Source organism: Nocardia ninae NBRC 108245 (assembly GCF_007990755.1).
Lineage (GTDB): Bacteria > Actinomycetota > Actinomycetes > Mycobacteriales > Mycobacteriaceae > Nocardia > Nocardia ninae.
Genome location: NZ_BJXA01000026.1, coordinates 55,840 through 75,773, shown reverse-complemented (window position 1 = coordinate 75,773; position 19,934 = coordinate 55,840). Strand labels below are relative to the sequence as shown.

The window sequence follows — 19,934 nt, the reverse complement described above, 5'->3', positions numbered from 1 at the left end:
AAACACGCAACACAAGCCAGAACAAGGAGCGTTGACCATGGCACGGATGCGTACCGTCGACGCCGCGGTCCTGATTCTCGAAAAAGAAGGCGCGACACAGGCGTTCGGGCTGCCCGGCGCGGCGATCAATCCCTTCTACAGCGCGATGCGCACGCACGGCGGCATCAAGCACGTGCTCGCGCGGCACGTCGAAGCGGCCTCGCACATGGCCGAGGGCTATACCCGCGCCACGGCGGGCAACATCGGCGTCTGCATCGGCACCTCGGGGCCCGCGGGCACCGACATGATCACCGGGTTGTACTCGGCCAGCGCCGATTCCATCCCGATCCTGTGCATCACCGGTCAGGCGCCGGTCGCGAAACTGCACAAGGAGGACTTCCAGGCCGTCGACATCGCCTCGATCGCCGCGCCGGTCGCCAAGTGGGCCGTCACGGTATTGGAGCCCGCGCAGGTTCCCGGTAGCTTCCAGAAGGCCTTTCGGCTGATGCGTGAGGGCCGGCCGGGCCCGGTGCTGATCGACCTGCCGATCGATGTGCAGCTCGCCGAGATCGAGTTCGACATCGACACCTACGAGCCACTCGTGGTGCATCGGCCCGCGGCGACCCGGGCGCAGGCCGAGAAGGCCATCGCCATGCTGAACGCGGCCCAGCGGCCGCTGCTGGTGGCCGGTGGCGGCATCGTGAACGCCGACGCCGCCGAACTGCTCGTCGAATTCGCCGAGCTGACCGGTGTTCCCGTGGTGCCGACCCTGATGGGCTGGGGCACGATCCCCGACGACCACGCGTTGCACGCGGGCATGGTCGGCTTGCAGACCTCGCACCGGTACGGCAATGCCACCATGCTCGAAGCGGATTTCGTGCTGGGTATCGGCAACCGGTGGGCCAACCGGCACACCGGCGGCGTCGAGACCTACACCAAGGACCGCACGTTCGTGCACGTCGACATCGAGCCGACCCAGATCGGGCGGGTCTTCGCCCCCGACTTCGGTATCACCTCCGACGCGGGTGCGGCGCTGCAGGTGTTCATCGAGGTCGCCCGCGAGCTCGCGGCGGCCGGCGAACTGCCCGATCGCAGCGACTGGGCGGGGCAGGTCCGGGCGCGAAAGCAGCTCGGCCAGCGCAAGACCCACTTCGACAATGTGCCGATCAAGCCGCAGCGGGTCTACGAGGAGATGAACCGGGCATTCGGGCCGGAGGTGCGCTACGTCAGCACCATCGGCCTCTCACAGATCCAGGCGTCGCAGCTGCTGCACGTCTACAAGCCGCGGCACTGGATCAACGCGGGACAGGCCGGACCACTGGGTTGGACGCTGCCCGCCGCCCTCGGTGTCGCGACTGCCGATCCGGATTCGACGGTGGTGGCGCTGTCGGGTGACTACGACTTCCAGTTCCTCATCGAGGAATTGGCTGTCGGCGCGCAGTTCAACATCCCGTATATCCATGTGCTGGTGAACAACTCGTACCTGGGATTGATCCGCCAGGCGCAGCGCAACTTCTCCATGGACTACTACGTTCAGCTCGACTTCGACAACATCAACAGCCCCGAGGTCGGCGGCTACGGCGTCGATCACGTCAAGGTCGCGGAAGGGCTGGGCTGCAAGGCCATTCGGGTCTTCGAACCGGACCGGATCGGCCAGGCACTGGAAGACGCCAAGAAGATGATCGTCGAACACCGGGTTCCGGTGGTCGTCGAATGCATCCTCGAACGCGTCACCAACGTGTCGATGGGCTTGGAGATCGACAACATCGTCGAATTCGAGGAACTGGCGCAGTCCGCCGCGGACGCGCCCACTGCCACCGTCGCCATCGAACCGGAGCCGGAACCGGTCGGAGGCGGCAGGTGAGCGGGCCGGACGCGCCCCGCTCGAAAGATGTGCGCGGCGGGTGGCGCGATGGCCATTGCGTCGTCGCCCCCGACAAGTTCAAGGGGTCGCTGACCGCGCCTCAGGTCGCCGCGCACATCGTCACCGGACTCCGCCGGGTACGCCCGGACCTCCCCGTCGTCAGCATGCCGGTGGCAGACGGGGGCGACGGTACGGTCGACGCCGTCGTGGAGTCGGGCTTCGTCCGCTTTCAGACGAGCGTCGCCGGACCGCTGGGATTGCCGGTGGCTGCTTCGTTCGCGATGAGGGGCGAGGCGGCCGTGATCGAGCTGGCGGAAGCGTCCGGCCTGCGTCGGCTGCCTATTCGGCCGACCTTCCAAACCGCCATGACGGCAACGAGTTACGGCACCGGCGAGCTGATCCGCGCGGCCGCCACCCGCGGCGCGCGCCAGGTCGTGCTCGGTCTGGGCGGCAGCGCGTGCACCGACGGGGGAGTGGGCATGATGTCGGCCCTCGGCGTGCGCTTCCTCGACGACCACGGTCGCGAGCTGCCGCCGGGCGGCGCGGCGCTGAGCAGATTGGCGCGCATCGATGCCAGCGAGATGTTGCAGGTGCCGGTGATCGTCGCGTCCGATGTGGACAATCCGCTGCTCGGACCGCGCGGTGCCGCGCACATCTACGGCCCGCAGAAGGGTGCGCGGAGCAGCGATATCGACGAATTGGAGTGGGGCCTGGCACGTTTGGCCTCGATCGTCGAACGCGATCTCGGCGCCGACGTCGCGGATCGGCCGGGCGCCGGTGCCGCGGGCGGGGTGGGTTACGCCGCGCTCGCCTTCCTCGGCGCGACGGTGCGGCCGGGCATCGAGCTCATCCTGGAGCTGATGTCGTTCACCGAGCAGATCGAGGGGGCCCGGCTGGTGATCACCGGTGAGGGCTCGCTCGATCCGCAGACCCTGCACGGCAAAGCGCCGGTCGGGGTCGCGCGAGCCGCGGCAGGCGCCACCGTGCCGGTCGTCGCGGTGGCCGGCCAGCGCTCGCTCACCGGCGAGCAGCTGCGCCGCGCCCACATCGAGCAGGCGTACGCGCTGACCGACCTGGAACCCGACCCGGAGGTCTGCATGGCGAACGCGGGACCACTGTTGGAACGGCTGGCCGGTGAGATCGCCGGAGCCTGGCTGGGAGCGAGTGCCCATGCATGATCTGGTCATCCGATCCCGGCGGGTCGCGCTGCCGGAGGGGATCCGCGCGGCCGCGATTGCCGTGCGGGACGGCAAGATCGTGGCGCTGGCGGACTACGAGGCGGTGCTGCCCGCGGCGGCGACCACCGACCTCGCGGATCTCGTTGTACTGCCGGGGCTGGTGGACTCGCACGTGCACGTCAACGAGCCGGGGCGGACCGAGTGGGAGGGCTTCGCCACGGCTACCAAGGCTGCCGCGGCGGGCGGGGTGACCACGATCGTCGACATGCCGTTGAACTCGCTGCCGCCGACGGTTACCGTGCCGCATTTGGAGACCAAGCGGTCTGTTGCGGCGGGGCAGTGTCATGTGGACGTCGCCTTCTGGGGCGGTGCTATCCCGGGGAACCTGACATCACTGCGGCCGCTGCACGAGGCGGGCGTGGTCGGTTTCAAATGCTTCCTGTCGCCGTCGGGAGTGGACGAGTTTCCGCCGCTGGGGCTCGGCGAAGTCGAGCAGGTGATGCGGGAGCTCGCGGCGTTCGACGGGCTGCTCGTCGTGCACGCCGAAGATCCGGTGCGGCTGCACGATCCGATCGACGGGTCGTATCGCGCGTTCCTGGATTCGCGGCCGGGGGCGGCGGAAAAGGCTGCGGTGCAAGAGGTTATCGCGCTGGCCGAAGCGACCGGCGTGCGCGCGCACATCTTGCACGTCTCGGCGGCGGCCTGTCTCGAACCGCTGGCTGCGGCGCAGGCGCGTGGGGTGCGGATCACCGCGGAGACCTGCCCGCACTATCTGACGCTGTCGGCGGCCGAGGCGTCGTCCACCGCGTTCAAGTGCTGCCCGCCGATTCGTGACGCGGGCAACCAGGACGCGCTGTGGCAGGGCTTGGCCGACGGGGTGCTGTCCTGTGTGGTCTCCGACCATTCACCGTGCACGCCCGAGCTGAAGGAGGGTGACTTCGCGACGGCCTGGGGCGGCATCTCGTCGTTGCAGATCGGGTTGCCCGCCGTGTGGACCGCCGCCGCCGAGCGCGGCTTCCGGCTGACCGATGTGGTCCGCTGGATGGCCGCCGCACCCGCCGAACTGGCCGGGTTGCCGCACAAGGGGCGGATCGCGATCGGGTGCGACGCCGACCTGGTCGCGTTCGACCCGTGGGCGCCGATCACCGTCGATCCGGGCGCGCTGGCGCACAAGAATCCGATCACGCCCTACGGCGGCCGGGAACTGCGCGGGCTCGTGCACGCCACCTGGCTGCGCGGACGCGTCGTCGGCAACGGCCACCCGCCCGCGGGCAACCTGATCTCCTTGCACCACAACCGGATAGGGAACCATGTCTGACTTCACCAACCTGCCCGACCTGGCGCTGCGCACGCACCGCGCCGGGGTGGTCGCCGCGAGCGACGAGTCGTTCGAGGAGCGGGAAAACCTGATCAACCCTTGGGAACCGCGCTTCGCCGAGCACACCTTCGGGCCGAAAGGTCAGGAGTACGACGGCTGGGAGACTCGCCGGCATCGCGGCCCAGGCCATGACTGGGCCATCATCCGGCTCGGGATGCCCGGTGTGATCCGTGGCGTTGTCGTCGACACCGCCTGGTTCAAGGGCAACTATCCGCCGTTCACCTCTGTCGAGGCCTGCCGAGCTCCCGGCTATCCGTCACCGTCCCAACTGGATTCGGCCGAGTGGGTGGAGATCGTGCCACGCAGCGCACTGGGCGGTGACGCGAAACACGAACTCCCCGTTGCCGACGACCGCATCTTCACCCACGTCCGCCTGAACATCTACCCGGACGGCGGCGTCGCGCGGCTGCGCGTGCACGGCGAGGTGGTCCCGGATCCGACCCTGCTCACCGGTCTCACCGTCGACCTCGCCGCCCTCGAAAACGGCGCCCGAACCGTGGCCTGCTCCAACATGTTCTACTCCGCCCCCGACAACATGCTCTCGCCCGGCCTGGCCCGCAACCAGGCCGAGGGCTGGGAAACCGCCCGCCGCCGCGACAACGGAAACGACTGGGCGGTCATCGAACTCGCGGCCCAGGGCGTGCCGGCGCTGATCGAACTCGACACCACCAACCTGCTGTTCAACGCACCCGGCGAAACCCGCGTCCTGGGTATCGACCACCAAGGCCCCGAGCCCCTGCCGTCCACCGATGACCCCGCGTGGTTCGAGTTGCTGCCGAGGACAACACTGCAACCCGACACGCCCCACCGGTTCCGGCTTGCGGCCAGTGATCGTCCGGCTACGCATGTCCGCGTGGACATCTACCCGGACGGTGGCATTGCTCGGCTTCGGGTCCTCGGCTCGCTTACTGCGGCGGCCGAGCGGGCGTTGAACGCGCGCTGGCTTCAGTAGTTCGCTGGATCTGCGCGGAACGGCACTGCCCGACCTGGCGGTAGTGTCCGATCATGTGGACCGACACAGCCTGGGGGACTGCGCACAATGACCGTTTATGACGCGACAGGTCGGACGTATGCGCTGACTCGGCGGCCTGATCCGCGGATTGCCGGAGCGATCGGGGTGGCGCTGAAGGGCATGGCGTCGGTGGTGAATGTTGGTGCGGGGACTGGTTCTTATGAGCCGGGCCGGACGGTGCTTGCGGTGGAGCCGAGTCGGGTGATGATTGCGCAGCGGCCGGTGGGGGCGGCTCCTGCGGTTCGGGCAGTTGCCGAGTACCTGCCGGTGCGTAGTGGGGCGGTGGATGCGGCGTTGGCGGTGCTGACTATTCATCACTGGGGCGATCTCGAGCGAGGGGTTGCCGAGATGGTTCGGGTTGCGCGGCGGCGGATTGCGATTCTGACTTGGGATCATGCGGTGTTCCGGGAGTTCTGGCTGGTTCGGGACTATCTGCCTGCGGCTGCGGCGACGGACGCGAGGCTTGCGGTGTCGCTGGGGCGGCTCACGGGATTGCTGGAGAGCCCCGAGGTACAGGTGGTTCCGGTGCCGCACGATTGCGTTGACGGATTCGGGGGTGCCTATTGGCGGAGGCCGGAGGCTTATCTCGACGAGACAGTGCAGGCGGGGATGTCGATGCTGGCGCTCACGCCGAAACCGATGCTGCAACAAGGGTTGTCGCGATTGAGCGAAGATCTGGAAACCGGCGCATGGCAGACCCGCTACGCCGACCTCCTCGAACGGTCGCACCTGGATCTGGGGTACCGGCTCGTCACGGCGGACCTGCCGGGTTGAGAGGTCACCCGCCAGTGCGCTCGAGGGGCGGCGGGGCTCATCGAACGCCGGCCGATTCCAGCAGGCGGGAGTGCCCGATCTCGCGGCCGATCCGGACGAGCAGCTCGGCCGTCAACGCGGGATCGCGGGCGGTGTCTCGATCGGTGTAGTCGGTCAGCGCGTAGACCTCGGCGAAACCGGTTCGACCCCAACGAGTTCGAGGTACTTCGCTGCGCCCCGCGACGGCGATGACGGGTACCGGCTTGGCGCGCCGTGCGACGGCGGCGGGGAGTTTTCCGTGCTCGGACTGCGCATCGAAGCTGCCCTCGCCGGTGACGACCAGATCTGCCTGCGCGCAATGGCGATCGAAGTCGAGCAGGTCGAGGAAGAACTCGGCGCCGGAGGTCATCCGGGCGCCGAGCAGCATGGCGGCGAAGCCGAGCCCGCCCGCGCTGCCTGCACCCGGGGTTGCGGCAAGGCGCGGGGCTCCAGGAAAGCCGTTGCGGGCCAGTGCTTCCACCATGTGGTGCAGGCCCCGGTCGAGCAGCCGCACCTCCGTCGAATCAGCCCCTTTCTGCGGACCGTACACGGCGGCAGCACCTTCGGGTCCGGTCAACGGGTTGGTGACGTCAGAAGCGAGCACGAGGTCGACCGCCGGTAGGCGCACCGCCGCCGAGGTATCGATCGAGGCGATGTCGAGCAGCGCCCGTCCGCCCGGCGGCAAGATCCGCCCGGTCCGATCGGTGAACCGAAATCCGAAGGCGGTCAGTAATCCCATGCCGCCGTCGGTGCCTGCGCTGCCACCGAGCGCCAGCACCACACGGCGCGGCGACAGTCGCAGGGCTTGCCGAATGGCCTGTCCGAAGCCGAGACTCGATGCGTCCAGGGGTCGCATCCGCCCGCCGGGCAGGGTGGCCAGCCCGCAGGTGTCGGCGACCTCGACGATCACCGTGTCGCCGCGGACCGCCATGGTGGCACGGCGCGGCGTGCCCAGGGCACCGGCGACGGTGCACGCCTTGCGGGAGAACCCGGCCGCGACGGCGGCGTCGACACTGCCGTCACCACCGTCGGCGAGCGGGAGCTCCGTGCTGTCGACGCCGGCCCCGGCCAGCCCCTCGGCCAGCGATCGCGCGACCGCCGCGGCGGTCAGGCTCCTCTTGAACTTGTCGGGCGCGACCAAGACCCTCATGCGTCGAGCACCCTGATCAACGTCGCCGCCGAGATGACCGTGGTCACCCCGCCGATGCGCGTCGAGATCTGCGCGAACGGCATCAGATTCATCCGGTTCGAGGCCGAGAGGATTGCCACATCGCCGGTTCCGCCGAGACCGCTGTGGCACACCGTGACCAACGAGGCGTCGACCGGATACATGCCGATCGCGCGCCCGACCCAGAAGCCAGTGGCCGCCATCGCGAGTACCACTGCGACACAAGCCGCTACGTAACCCACCGACAGCACACCCATGATGCTCTTCAACGGCAGATACAGCATGCCGAGACCGATCATGGTCGGGTAGATGAAGTATCGCGAGATGACGGTGTATATGCCGCGCACACTGTCTTCGACGGCGGCCGGGAAGACATTGAACAGCTTGCAGAACACCGACATGACGATCACCAGCACCGGCGCCGGTAGATGCACGATCTCTTCCAGCAGCGTGGCCAGGACGAACAGACCGCAGATGAGCAGCACGCCGAGCGCGTGGTTGCGGGCGGGGAAGTCGGGCTGCGGGATCGGCGGGGCGGCAAGGGGATCGGTGGGCACCTTCACCAATTGACCGCCACCGTCCAGCTGTGGGCGGCGGTCACCGAGCCTGCGCAACAACCCGGCGGTGATGACCGCGGCGATATTGCCGATGATCGCGGCTGGAATGAGTTCGGCCACATAACTTCCCGGTGATCCACCCAACGCCGACGCGTAGGCGGAGGAGAGCGGGATGACACCTTCGCCGATGCCGCCGCCGATGATCGGCACCACGATGTAGAACAGCGCCCGATGAAAGCTGTAGCCGAACGCCATGGCGACGCCGATGCCCACCGAGACCGCCGCGGCGGTCCCGAGGACGAGCGGCACGAAGATACGGATCAACCCGCCGACCATCACCTTCCGGCTCATGCCGAGGATGCTGCCGACCACCAGGGTGCAGATGACGAAGTAGAGGAAGTTGGCCTCCTTCATCAGCGAGTTCACCGCCGCCAAGGTGTTCTCGTTGAACGCGCCGAAGTACACCAGCACCGAGGGCGTCATCAAGCAGATGAGCGCGCCGCCACCGATTTTGGAGATGACCGGCAGCCGGTTGCCCAGCGGGCCGAGCAGCATGCCGAGGCCGACGATCACGGCGAGCCCGCCGATCATGTTCTCGGGTATGGCGTCGAAGAGCCCGGCGGCGAGGACCCCTGCGGTCAGGATGACCGGAACGATCAGCGGCATGCCGTCGAGGGTGGGCAGCGCGAACGACCGCGCGGGGCGTGCTTGCAGACTCATGACCGGCTCACGGGCGCCATCGACGTCGCGGACTCGAGCTGTGCACGCACCTGTCCGCCAACGGATTCCGTCGTCTGCGATCCGCCCATGTCCGGCGTCAACGCCGACTCGCCGCGGGAGAGCACTGTTTCGATGGCCGCCAGCACGGCATCGGCGGCATCCTGCTCGCCGAGGTGCTCGAGCATCATCGCCCCGCTCCAGATCTGACCGATCGGATTGGCGATGCCCTGTCCGGCAATGTCGGGGGCCGACCCGTGCACGGGTTCGAAAAGGCTGGGAAACAGGCGCTCGGGGTTGATGTTTCCGCTCGGTGCGATACCGATGGTACCGGTGCACGCCGGGCCGAGATCGGACAGAATATCGCCGAACAGATTGCTCGCGACGACCACGTCGAACCAGTCCGGGTGCAGCACGAAATTGGCTGTCAAAATATCGATGTGATACTTGTCGACCTCGATGTCGGGGTAGTCCACCGCCATCGCCGCGACGCGTTCGTCCCAATACGGCATGGTGATGGAGATGCCATTGCTCTTGGTCGCCGAGGTGAGGTGACGCTTCGGGCGTCGTTGCGCTAGTTCGAAGGCGTACTTCAGTATTCGGTCGACACCGGTCCTGGTCATCACGGTCTCCTGCAACACCGTTTCCCGGTCGGTGCCCTCGAAGATCTTGCCGCCGATGCTCGAGTACTCGCCCTCGGTGTTCTCCCGGACCACATAGAAATCCACCTCGCCGGGCTGCCGGCCGGCCAGCGGACTGGTGATACCGCGCAGCAGCCGGACCGGCCGCAGGCTGACGTACTGGTCGAAATGCCGCCGGAACTGCAGCAGGCTGCCCCACAGCGAGATGTGGTCCGGCACCACCTCGGGCCAGCCGACCGCGCCGAAGAAGATGGCATCGAATCCGGCGAGTTCGTCGAACCAGCGGTCCGGCAGCATTTTTCCGGTCGCCACGTAGTATTCCGCGCTCGCGAAATCGAATTCGGTGAAATCCAGGGTGAAGTCGAATGCTGCGGCGGCCGCCTCCAATACCCGGACTCCCTGCGGCACGACTTCCTTGCCGATACCGTCGCCTGGAATGACCGCAATTCGGTGAGTTGCACCCATCGTCGCGTGCTCCGATCTTCTCGATAGCGCCCCTGTATTCGTTGTCCGGGGGTCGGTCACAACGGTAGGCTCGGACATTCCGCGGCAAAAGCGCGGAACGCGAAAGAGACTGTTTCCGGAATGGAAAAGACGAGGAGGTCGCCGTGCCCGGCGCGTCCACCGACGACGTCACCTTTTTCGACATCGTCGCCCGCTCCCGCAGCCTGACCGAGGCGGCGCGGGAATTCGGCGTCTCGGTGTCGTCGGTCAGCAAACGGCTCGCGCAGATGGAGGCGCGGCTCGGCGTGCTGCTGGTGCAACGCAGCACGCGCAGGCTGACGCTGACGCCGGAAGGGGAGCGCTACGCGGCCGGGGCGTCGGTGATCGCCGCCCAGCTCGAGGAGCTGGAGGACTCGATCGCCGAGCAACGGCACGAACTGCGCGGGCGGGTGCACGTCCGGTCGACGATCGGCCTGGGGCGGGCGCACATCTCGGCGTTGCTCGCCGATTTCGTGGAGCGCAATCCCCAGGTGCAGGTGGATCTGGAGCTGTCGGCGCTGCCGCTCAATATCGCGGGCACCGGCTTCGATATCGACATCCGCGTGGGCGTGCTGCCGGATTCGCGTTTGACCGCCACCCGACTGTGGGTGAACCGCCGGGTGCTGTGCGCTTCTCCGGAGTACCTGCGGCGCAATGGATCACCCGCGACGCTCGACGAACTCGATCAGCACAACTGCATCATCCTGCGCGAGAACGAATCCGACTACGCGCTGTGGCGATTCGAGAGCGGCGGAAAGGAACTCGCGGTCCGGGTGGCGGGCAATCTGATCAGCAACGACGGCGATGTGATCACCCGGTGGTGCCTGGAGGGGCGCGGATTGGTGATGCGCTCGCTCTGGCACGTCGACCCGCTGCTGCGCGATGGTTCGCTGGTCCAGGTGCTTCCGGACATTCAGACGCCCAGCGCCGACATCTCCGCGCTCTACGCCGCCGCCGCACCGCTGCCGCGCCGAACCCGGGCTGTCATCGATCACTTGAAAGCCGGGCTCGGCCGTCGAATCACCGGCGCGCCGCGGTAAAGAGAGCTCTCCTGGCGCAGCCGGCAGCGCTTGTGGCGCAGGCAGGTCCTCGAGCGCGCTGTGCTCGGCCGCGGTCCGTCGACGACGCCGCTCTGAGGTAAGCCGGCGCTCCTGTGACGCAGCCTGTTTCAGGCGTACAGCGCCACGAACTTGTCCAGCGACCGCTCGATATCGCCCTTCACCGCCCGTGCCACCCCGGCACCGATCGGCCCGAACAGCGGCCTGCCGCCGAGCTCGATGTCGACGGTCACCTCCGACCCGTCGCCCTTCGGCGCCACCAGCAGTTCGAGACCGAGCTTGGTGCCGCCCTTGCCCGCCCCGGTGAGCAGCAGCCGGCGCGGCGGTTCAGCCGCCTTTACCGTCCAGGTCACCCGGTTCCGCAGTCCCTTGACCGAGGCGACGCCGACCAGTTGGGTGCCGACGGTCAGCTGCTCGGGCACCTCGCTGCGCCACGCCTCGTGCATCGTCAGCCACTTGTCGAGATCGGCCAGGTTGGACGTGTGCGACCACGCGTCCTCGGGCGAGATCGGCACATCCACGGAGACCTTCAGCTTTGCCATGGCCGCATAGTATCCGGTACCCGGGGTTCGGCGTAGTTGATGCGGGCCGACGACGGTCCGCACACCTGCAGACATCTGCTGGCGCACCGTGCGCGGAACCTTCGAGGGCGGTCCGGCGACATGTGGGCAATCTTCGGGGTGGGGGCGCGGCGGACGACTCGGGTGCCGCAGGCGCAGAACAAACTGGACGGGCCAGCAAACTTCCGAGCGGAAGTAAACCGAATGCCCTGTTCTGTCAGGCCTTTCCGGACGGCATGCCGATAGGCGTGGTTGACACCGCTCACGTGATATGCGGCACCATTGATAGATCGGATGATGTGTCCATTGCCGCGACTTCGGAAACGTCGCTGGTCAACGCGTGGCTAGCGGCCGTGATCGCCAGTGGCGCAGCATTATTGCGCATCGCGCGGCGCCCGTCATCTGTTGTCTGCAAACGCAATCATGTGACCGGATCTGGCGAGAACTAGTTGCATTGCTGCTAATGTCGGTCCGTCGGGTTCTGGTAACTGTTCGGACACAATCTGTTGTTCGGCGGTTGCCGGTCCTCCGACGTGGACCAGATCCGACCAGGGTGTGCTGGTCGGCGTCGCGAGGAAGGCGGGACGAACCACCATGACCGACAGGCGATGCGGCCTCGTGCATTCGCACTCGCGAGCGCTCCCAATCCTCGGCGCCAATCGACGACGAAAGAACTGATGAACCAAGATATCGCCGTGGTGCTTTCATGGGTCCTCGCCGCCGCGCTCGTAGTGGTGACAGCGGTGGCGTTGTACGCAGTGCATTACGCCAAACAGCAGCGAGCCAGAGCCGAAGCGCTCAGTAGAGAGCAACGAGCCGCCGAAGAAGCCGTCGAACGCTTCGCGACGACCACGATGCCGTCGGTAGTGGAGTCGATCAGACGGTTCGACAGCCCGGCCCCTACGGTCGAAGTGCCGCCGGGCCTGGAGAACTCGCGCATCGCGCAGGTGTTGCGGTGGATCGCCGAGCGGTACGCCGACGACCTGAGTCTGCTGCGGTCCGAGACCAGGGAACACGCGAACCACGAGGCGCAGCAGGCGATCAAGTCCGCCGAGGAGGCGGTGCGCACCGAGGTGTCCAACGCGGCCAGACAGGCGACCAGTGCGGCCGTGCGCTCGTTCGGCACGTCGGTGGTCAGTCTCGGCGCCGACGTCAGCCAGGTGGTCAGCGCCGCGCTGCGCGAGCACCGCAAGGACGAGGTGTACGAAACCCTCACGCGCATCGACCACACCGTGCAGCAGATGATCCGGCAGGCGCAGTCCTACGTGATCGTCTGCGGTGGCCTGCCCGGCAGGCGCTGGCCCGCCCAGTCGCTCACCGACGTCGTCGGTGGCGCGGTCGGCCGCGTCCGCGACTACCTGCGGGTGCGTCCCGGCCAGCTCGACCGGGTGGTCATCAGCCGTGCGGTGGAACCGCTCGTGCACACGCTGGCCACCCTGCTCGACAACGCGCTGCGGTATTCCCCGCCAACGTCTTTCGTGGATGTCAGCTTCCAGGAGGGGCACCACGGCGTCACCGTGATCATCGACGACGCGGGCGTGCGGATGAACGCCGAGCAGATGGAGGAGGCCAGGCAGGTGCTCGCGCACGAGCGCTCGGTCGACATCCACCAGCTCGGCCCCGCGCCGAAGGTCGGCTTCCCGGGTATCGCCGCACTGGCACGTCGCTACGGCTTCACCGTCTACATCGACGGCCCGAACGTCTACGGCGGCATGCGGGCGATGGTCTACATCCCCGAGGCCCTGCTGATGACCCCGCAGCCCGGCCAGGAGGTCACGCCCGCGCGTGAGGTAGAGGTCCCCGCCGAACCCGTCCCCGCTGCGGTCCACGCGAGCCCCGCGCACAGCGCACCGCAGAGCGAAGAGCCCAGTGAGAGTGAGCCATTCGCCGTGCACGAGATCACCAGCGGCGGCTTACCGAAGCGGCGCCGCCGGACGGTCGCGCTCGCCCCGGTCGGGCCGCGCACCGAACCCGGCCTGGCCCGCCCCGACGTAGCCGCGGCCTGGCACACCGGTTCCAAGAGCGGCCGCGCAGCCGCCACCGATCAGTCCGACAACCCCGATCACACGGAAGGGATGACATCCTGATGGCCACACCCGTGACCGACAGCAGCAACAAGCTGGGCTGGCTACTCGAAGACCTCAATGTCCCGGGCGTCAGATTCGCAGTACTGCTATCCGAAGACGGGTTACGGATCGCGCACTCGGTCGGCATCGAGCGCGACCAGGCGGAGCGCTTCTCCGCCGCCGCGTCGGGTCTGCGGTCACTGGGCAAGGCCCTCGGGGAGTTCTGCGGTGAGGGCGACAACGGTGTGCGGCAGAACATGACCGAGTACGACCAGGGCATGATCCTGATCACCGCCGCCGGTGACGGCGCGCTCCTCGGCGTGGCGACCACCCCGGAGATCGACGTGGCACTCATCGCGCACCGGATGAACGAACTCGCGGGCCGGGTCGGGCACGAGCTGGGGAGCCAGCCGCGCAGGCGTGTTGATGGTGGCGAATTGCCATGACACCACGGTCCCGGCGTGATCCCGATTTGGTTCGGGCATACGTGCGCACCGGGGGACGCACGCGTCCCACCCGCGAGTTGGACCTGGTCACATTGGTCCGTACCGCAAAGGACCCGTCACCCGGTGTCGCGCCCGATGCACGCCGGGTCATGAATCTCTGCAGCCGCCGGGGCACGCTATCGATCGCCGAGATCGCCGCGTACCTCGACCTGCCGCCGTCCGTAGTGAAGATCGTCGCGGCCGATCTGATGGACGGCGGACACCTGGTCACACCTACCCCGGCGGAAAACCTGCCGGAGATCGCTCTGCTCGAGGAGGTACTTAATGGGCTCCGTGCTCTCGCCGTCTGATCGTCCAGTCGACTATGTGCCGGAGACCGTTACCCGTTCTGTAAAGCTGTTGGTGGCAGGCAATTTCGGGGTCGGGAAGACCACCTTCGTGAGCAGCGTTTCGGAGATCGAGCCGCTGCGCACGGAGGAGACGATCACCGAGGCCAGCGTCGGCGTCGACGACATGATGGGCCTGCCCGGTAAGTCCCAGACCACCGTCGCGATGGACTTCGGTCGCATCACGCTGAACCCGCAACTCGCGCTCTACCTATTCGGCACCCCGGGCCAGCAGCGGTTCGTGCCGCTGTGGGAAGAGCTGGCCCGGGGTGCGCTCGGCGCACTGGTGCTGGTCGACACCAGGCGGATCGAGAAGTCCGACGAGGTGCTCTCGGTGTTGGAGGAGCGCGGGGTGCCGTATTCGGTGGCGGTCAACCAGTTCGAAGGTGCCAAGCACTTTCCGCTCGGCGAGGTCCGGGACGCACTGGACCTGACGCCCGACACCCCGCTCACTTCTCTGGACGCGCGTGATCGAGGCACCTGCTTACGGTCCTTGATAACGCTCGTCGAATTCCTGTTCTATCGTCAGGAGTCACGTCTTTGAGCACGTTTTCGCGTTCTTGCCCGGTTCAGCACGGATCACCGATCGACACCGATGGTCCCCGTGTCTCGCTGTACTCGGAAGAGTTCGCCGCCGACCCGCACCGCGCCTATCGCGAGATGCGCCGCCAGTACGGCTCGCTGGTGCCGGTGAACCTCGCACCCGACGTACCCGCCACGCTGGTGATCGGCTATCACACCGCGTTGAGCATCCTCAACGATCCCGAGCATTTTCCGGCCGACCCGCGCACCTGGCAGAAGGGTGTGGCCGGTGAGTGCCCCATTCTGCCGATGCTGGAGTGGCGGCCGAACGCGCTGCGCAGCGCGGGTCTGGAACACGAGCGCTACCGGCAGGCCAACGTGGCCGCCATCGGCGAGGTCGACCTGCACAGCCTGCACGCCACCGTCGAGCGGATCGCGATCCCGCTGATCAACGCGTTCTGTCAGGACGGTGCCGCGGACCTGATCAGCCAGTACGCATTCCCGCTCACCTTCGCGGTGCTCAACGCCACGCTCGGTTGCCCGCCGGACATCGGCCAGCAGGTCGCGACCGGGATGGCCGCGATCTTCGAGGGCGTGAACGCGGACAAGGGCAACGCGATGCTCACCGACGCGCTGTTCGAACTGGTCACCACGAAGCGTAAGGAGCCGGGCGACGACATCACGTCGCGACTACTCGGGCACCCCGCCAGGCTCGACGACGTGGAGATGATCCACCAGCTGGTCACGTTGTACGGGGCGGGTATCGAGCCGCAGCTGAACCTTATTGTGAACACGCTGCTGCTCATGCTCACCGACGACCGGTTCGCGGGAAACGTACTCGGCGGCAGTCTTTCGACCCGCGACGCACTGGACGAGGTGCTGTTCACCGACCCGCCGATGGCGAACTACTGCGTGTCCTACCCGCGGCAGCCGATCTTGATCGACGGCGTGTGGCTGCCCGCGCATCGGCCGGTGGTGATCAGCATGGCGGGCTGCAACAACGATCCGTCGATCAGCGTCGGCGAGTACGTCGACAACCGCTCGCATCTGGCCTGGAGTGTCGGGCCGCACTCCTGTCCCGCCAGGTCGATGGCCTACCTGATCGTGCAGGATGCCATCGATCAACTCCTCGACGCACTGCCCGAGTTGGACCTTGCCGTGCCCGCGGATGAATTGTCTTGGCGGCCAGGTCCTTTCCATCGAGCGCTGGTCTCGCTCCCGGTAGTCTTCCCTAGGTCACCACCGTTGAACGTGTTTTAGGAGGACCCCGATGGACACCGAGCCGCTAGTCCTGGACCCGGCCGGCACCGACATCCAGGGCGAGGCCGCCCGGCTGCGGGAGCGCGGGCCTGCGACCCTGGTGGAGCTGCCCGGCGGCGTGCGCGCGTGGTCGATCACCGACGCCGACCTGCTCAAGCGGCTGCTCGTCGATCCGAAAGTGTCCAAAGACGCCAGGCAGCACTGGCCTGCCTTCGCCAAAGGTGAAGTGCCGCAGGACTGGCCGCTGTTCCTCTGGGTGGCGGTGAACAACATGTTCACCGCCTACGGCGCCGATCACCGGCGGCTGCGCAAGCTGGTGGCGCCCGCGTTCACGCACCGGCGCACCGAGGCGATGCGGCCGCGGATCACCCGGATCGTGCAGCGGCTGATCGCCGAGTTGGCGGCGGTGCCCGCGGGTGAAGTGGTGGATCTGCGGGAGGGTTTCGCGTATCCGGTGCCGATCGAGGTCATCTCCGAGCTGATGGGGGTGCCGGAGTCGCTGAACCCGGGCCTGCGCACGTGCGTCGACGGGATCTTCGACACCTCGCTGACTCCGGAGGAGTCGCAGGCCAACTACATGGAGATGTATCGCATCCTCGCCGAGCTGGTGGCCTACCGGCGGGAGAACCCGAGCGACGACATGACCAGCCTGCTGGTCTCGCATCGCGACGAGGACGACGGCTCGCAGCTCACCGAGCAGGAACTCATCGACACGCTGCTGCTGGTGATCAGCGCGGGTCACGAGACCACGGTCAACCTGCTCGACCAGTCGATCTACGCGATCATCACCCGGCCGGAGCAGCGGGCGACGGTGCTCGAGGGCAAGGTCGGCTGGTCGGAGCTGATCGAGGAGTCGCTGCGTTTCGAGGCGCCGGTCGCACATCTGCCGCTGCGGTTCGCGGTGGACGACATCGAGATCGAGGGGGTGCGGATCGCGAAGGGTGAACCGATCCTGCCCGCCTACGCGGCGGCCAACCGGGATCCGAAGGTGCATGGGGAGACCGCCGACGAGTTCGACGTGACCCGGGCGACCAAGGACCACTTGGCTTTCGGGCACGGCGTGCATCACTGCCTCGGTGCGCCGTTGGCCCGACTGGAGGCCGCGATCGCGCTGCCCGCGCTCTTCGAGCGGTTCCCGAACATGCGGTTGGCGGCGGAGCCGGCCGAGCTGGGCGCCGTGGCGAGCTTCATCTCCAACGGTCACGGCAAGCTGCCGGTGATTTTGCAGCCTGCGGAGTAGTCGAGCGGCTCAACGCTATTCGAGTGAGGGATGCCGTAATCGCGGCATCCCTCGCGCACTTCCGGGGTGATCAGGCCGGTGTCGAAGTCCCGTCCGGCGCCTCCGTCCGGACATCGACGCAGGGCCTAGGCTTTGCGCGCCAAGCCGGTGACGATCAGTTGCTCCCAGACCGACAGCGCACGGTCGGGTGCCGCCTCGTCGACCGGCGCCAGATCCGGTCGCCAGTTCGCGCAGGGCACGATGCCGGGTTCGAGGATTTCCAGGTCACCGAACAGGGCCTGGATCTCCTGGTCGGTCCGCCAGCGGCCGCGCCCGAAGGTCGACTGGAGTTTCTCCTCGGCGACGGCTGTCTCCCGGTTGCCGCCCGAGCGGAAGTGCGAGATGTAGACCAGGCTGCCCGGCGTCAGTTGTTCGGACCAGTAGCGCACCACGGCGGCCGGGTCCTCGTCGTCGTTGAGGTGGTGCAGGATGGCGCTGAAGATGACGGCTACCGGCTGGTCGAAATCGATCATGTGGCCGACTTCGCTGTGTTCCCGGATGGATTGCGGGTCGCGTAGGTCGGCCTGGAAGACGGTGGTGCCGGCTTCGGTGGCGAGCAGGGCGCGGCCGTGCGCCAGGACGATGGGATCGTTGTCGATGTAGACGACTCTGGCGTCCGGTGCGTAGCGGTGCGCGACCTGGTGCACGTTGTCCGCGGTGGGCAGGCCGCTGCCCAGGTCGATGAACTGCCGCACGCCGTCGCGGGCGATGTCACGGACGGCGCGGACCAGGGCATGCCGGTTGGTGAAGGCGATGGCCACCGAGCCGGGCAGGTTGTTCTTGAAGTGGTCGCCGATCGCGCGGTCGACGGCGAAGTTGTCCTTGCCGTCGAGCAGGTAGTCGTACACCCGGGCGATGCTCGGCTTGGATTGGTCGATCACGTGCGTCAGGTCGGTCATTTCGTGCCCCCTCGTCCGATGCTGTTGTCGGTCTCATCGTAGGAGTCCGGGTGCGGCGGGGTAAGGGCTTCGGCAGCGAATTGTATTTGACCACAACGTGTTTCATTCAGCGGCGGGTTGCGGGGGCATCGCCGGACGTTTGCTTGCCGGGGCGGCGGGTAGGCGATCAAGGTCCCGAATCCAAGGAGGTAACCCATGAGTTCAGACAGTTTCGTCGGTCGGCTGCGCAGTGTGGTGCTGGATTGCCCGGAGCCACGCAAGCTCGCGGAGTTCTATGTCGACCTGCTCGGCCTCGAACTGACCGACGACGAGGACGACTCGTGGGTCGTCACCGTCGACCAGGAAGGTAGGCGGATCGTTTTCCAGCGCTCGCCGGAGTACAAGCCGCCGCGGTTCCCGGATCCCGAAGCGTCGCAACAGATTCACTTCGATGTCTTGGTCGACGATATCGAGGTGGCGGAGCCGAAGGCGCTCGCGCTCGGCGCGAAACTGGTGCAGCCCAACGACGACGACCAGTTCCGCGTCTACGCCGACCCGGTGGGGCACATCTTCTGCCTCATGTGGCTGTAGCCCGCGGGGTTGAGCGGCAGCCTGCCAGGGTGGCCGACGCCAGTTCGGCCACCACATCGCCGACTTCGCGACGTTGACGAAAAGCGTTGAGCTGCCGCATCGCTCCGTTGCCTCGGGCCAGGACGGCGGTGAGGGAGTCGGTGACGAGCCTGCGGTCGCCGAGTTCGTCGAGTGCGGGGCCGACGTAGTCGACGAGCTCGGCGATGAGGTCGCGGGCGGGCACGATGCGGCCGCACATCGGGTCGAGCAGGTCGCCGTCGAGTCCGGTGCGGGCCGCCTTCCAGTAGGCCGCGCGCAGCATCTCCGCGCTGACTTCCGGCGCAGAACGGTGCTGGGCCAACGACATTCGCGCGGTCAGCACCGCCGCACGGACCAGCGTGGCGAGCAGAACGGTTTCCTCGGTCGTCGCGGGCACATCGCTGACCCGGATCTCCACGGTGGGGAAGGTGGACGAGGGGCGGACGTCCCAATAGACCATCTTCTTGTCGAGGATGCTGCCGCTGGACAGCATGATGGCGACCATGGCGTCGTAGTCGCGTGCCGACTCGAAATAGGGCGGTGGGCCCGCGCTCGGCCAGCGCCGCCACAGGATGCTGCGCCAACTGGCGAAGCCGGTGTCGGCGCCGCGATAGATGGCCGAATTGGCGGTGAGTGCCAGGAGCAGCGGCAGCCATGGCCGCAGGAAATTGCTGACCTGCAAGGCGGTATCGCGGTCGGGCACCGCCACGTGGACATGGCAGCCGCACAGTCCCTGCTCATGGGCGAGCATGCCGAAGGATTCGGCGATCCGCTGGTAGCGCGGAGTATCGGTGACCGGGAACTTGTTCGGGACGGTCGGCGGAATAGCGACCGCGAGCAGCAGTGCCCCGTTCTTCTCCGCGCAGGCGGCGACGCCGCAGCGCAGATCGCGCAGTTCCTTGGCCAGTTCGGCCGAGTCGGTGTGCACTCCGGTGCTGGTTTCTACCTGGCAGCGGGTGAGTTCGAGTTGCAGATCGATGCCGAGTTCGGCCGCGGTGTGTGCGACCTCGACGTTCTTCGCGGCGGGCGCACCGGTTTCGGGATCGGCGAGCAAGAACTCCTCTTCGACGCCGACTGTCGCCGCGGCTGCGTCCATGGCGG

General features: G+C 67.4%; 19 protein-coding genes. 13 read left to right on the top strand and 6 right to left on the bottom strand.

The annotated features are described in order from the left end of the window. Positions 1-37 precede the first annotated feature (37 nt). From gcl to NN4_RS20390, 5 genes are all read left to right on the top strand, one after another. The gene (gene gcl / locus NN4_RS20410) at positions 38-1,843 is read left to right on the top strand and encodes a glyoxylate carboligase (RefSeq protein WP_147133641.1); all 1,806 of its coding nucleotides are present in this window, start codon (positions 38-40) and stop codon (positions 1,841-1,843) included. After that, entirely contained in the window at positions 1,840-3,021 is a 1,182-nt protein-coding gene (locus NN4_RS20405; RefSeq protein WP_147133638.1) for a glycerate kinase, read from the top strand. Before gcl ends, NN4_RS20405 begins: the two co-directional genes overlap by 4 nt. Further along, positions 3,014-4,339: an allantoinase AllB gene (gene allB, locus NN4_RS20400; protein WP_186818525.1), complete on the top strand. Its 1,326-nt coding sequence runs from the start codon at positions 3,014-3,016 to the stop codon at positions 4,337-4,339. The genes NN4_RS20405 and allB overlap by 8 nt, the downstream gene beginning before the upstream one ends. Next, the gene (gene alc, locus NN4_RS20395) at positions 4,332-5,351 is read left to right on the top strand and encodes an allantoicase (protein ID WP_147133632.1); all 1,020 of its coding nucleotides are present in this window, start codon (positions 4,332-4,334) and stop codon (positions 5,349-5,351) included. The genes allB and alc overlap by 8 nt, the downstream gene beginning before the upstream one ends. A gap of 87 nt (positions 5,352-5,438) precedes the next feature. Continuing rightward, on the top strand, positions 5,439-6,185 hold the full coding sequence (locus NN4_RS20390) for a class I SAM-dependent methyltransferase (protein ID WP_147133629.1): 747 nt from the start codon (positions 5,439-5,441) through the stop codon (positions 6,183-6,185). A 37-nt stretch (positions 6,186-6,222) separates the two neighbouring features. Here NN4_RS20390 and NN4_RS20385 read toward each other — a convergent pair whose 3' ends face one another. The 3 genes from NN4_RS20385 to NN4_RS20375 are packed head-to-tail and all read right to left on the bottom strand — an operon-like array spanning position 6,223 to position 9,751. Next, a complete protein-coding gene (locus NN4_RS20385; protein ID WP_147133626.1) occupies positions 6,223-7,353 on the bottom strand; it encodes a glycerate kinase in 1,131 nt (376 codons plus the stop codon). Continuing rightward, positions 7,350-8,648 (bottom strand): 2-hydroxycarboxylate transporter family protein, encoded by a 1,299-nt coding sequence (locus tag NN4_RS20380; RefSeq protein ID WP_147133623.1) that lies wholly within the window; start codon positions 8,646-8,648, stop codon positions 7,350-7,352. The genes NN4_RS20385 and NN4_RS20380 overlap by 4 nt, the downstream gene beginning before the upstream one ends. Beyond that, positions 8,645-9,751, bottom strand: a complete 1,107-nt coding sequence (locus NN4_RS20375) for a tartrate dehydrogenase (RefSeq protein ID WP_147133619.1) — start codon at positions 9,749-9,751, stop codon at positions 8,645-8,647. Before NN4_RS20375 ends, NN4_RS20380 begins: the two co-directional genes overlap by 4 nt. A gap of 143 nt (positions 9,752-9,894) precedes the next feature. Between NN4_RS20375 and NN4_RS20370 the strand changes: the two genes are divergently transcribed. Beyond that, positions 9,895-10,809 (top strand): LysR family transcriptional regulator, encoded by a 915-nt coding sequence (locus NN4_RS20370; RefSeq protein ID WP_147133616.1) that lies wholly within the window; start codon positions 9,895-9,897, stop codon positions 10,807-10,809. Positions 10,810-10,937: 128 nt separating this feature from the next. Here the strand turns inward: NN4_RS20370 and NN4_RS20365 are convergent, their stop codons facing one another. Then, positions 10,938-11,369: a type II toxin-antitoxin system Rv0910 family toxin gene (locus tag NN4_RS20365; RefSeq protein WP_107656084.1), complete on the bottom strand. Its 432-nt coding sequence runs from the start codon at positions 11,367-11,369 to the stop codon at positions 10,938-10,940. Positions 11,370-12,064: 695 nt separating this feature from the next. Here NN4_RS20365 and NN4_RS20360 point away from each other — a divergent pair. Genes NN4_RS20360 through NN4_RS20335 form a run of 6 tightly spaced genes read left to right on the top strand, consistent with a single transcriptional unit; the run spans position 12,065 to position 17,307 of the window. Continuing rightward, positions 12,065-13,474 carry an ATP-binding protein gene (locus tag NN4_RS20360; RefSeq protein WP_147133613.1) on the top strand — a complete coding sequence of 470 codons (1,410 nt, stop codon included), beginning with the start codon at positions 12,065-12,067 and terminating at the stop codon, positions 13,472-13,474. Then, a complete protein-coding gene (locus NN4_RS20355; RefSeq protein WP_107656086.1) occupies positions 13,474-13,899 on the top strand; it encodes a roadblock/LC7 domain-containing protein in 426 nt (141 codons plus the stop codon). The genes NN4_RS20360 and NN4_RS20355 overlap by 1 nt, the downstream gene beginning before the upstream one ends. Beyond that, positions 13,896-14,249: a DUF742 domain-containing protein gene (locus NN4_RS20350; protein ID WP_107656087.1), complete on the top strand. Its 354-nt coding sequence runs from the start codon at positions 13,896-13,898 to the stop codon at positions 14,247-14,249. The genes NN4_RS20355 and NN4_RS20350 overlap by 4 nt, the downstream gene beginning before the upstream one ends. Then, entirely contained in the window at positions 14,224-14,829 is a 606-nt protein-coding gene (locus NN4_RS20345; RefSeq protein WP_107656088.1) for a GTP-binding protein, read from the top strand. The genes NN4_RS20350 and NN4_RS20345 overlap by 26 nt, the downstream gene beginning before the upstream one ends. Further along, on the top strand, positions 14,826-16,067 hold the full coding sequence (locus tag NN4_RS20340) for a cytochrome P450 (protein WP_147133610.1): 1,242 nt from the start codon (positions 14,826-14,828) through the stop codon (positions 16,065-16,067). The genes NN4_RS20345 and NN4_RS20340 overlap by 4 nt, the downstream gene beginning before the upstream one ends. 10 nt (positions 16,068-16,077) lie before the next feature. Continuing rightward, a complete protein-coding gene (locus tag NN4_RS20335) occupies positions 16,078-17,307 on the top strand; it encodes a cytochrome P450 family protein (protein ID WP_147133607.1) in 1,230 nt (409 codons plus the stop codon). Positions 17,308-17,432: 125 nt separating this feature from the next. Here the strand turns inward: NN4_RS20335 and NN4_RS20330 are convergent, their stop codons facing one another. After that, complete coding sequence (locus tag NN4_RS20330) at positions 17,433-18,245, bottom strand: SAM-dependent methyltransferase (protein WP_147133604.1); 813 nt, start codon at positions 18,243-18,245, stop codon at positions 17,433-17,435. 195 nt (positions 18,246-18,440) lie between these two features. Here NN4_RS20330 and NN4_RS20325 point away from each other — a divergent pair, with 195 nt between their 5' ends. Continuing rightward, entirely contained in the window at positions 18,441-18,815 is a 375-nt protein-coding gene (locus NN4_RS20325; RefSeq protein ID WP_147133601.1) for a VOC family protein, read from the top strand. Here the strand turns inward: NN4_RS20325 and NN4_RS20320 are convergent. After that, entirely contained in the window at positions 18,802-19,929 is a 1,128-nt protein-coding gene (locus NN4_RS20320) for a glutamate--cysteine ligase 2 (protein ID WP_147133598.1), read from the bottom strand. The two genes, NN4_RS20325 and NN4_RS20320, sit on opposite strands and share 14 nt — an antisense overlap. Positions 19,930-19,934: the final 5 nt, after the last annotated feature.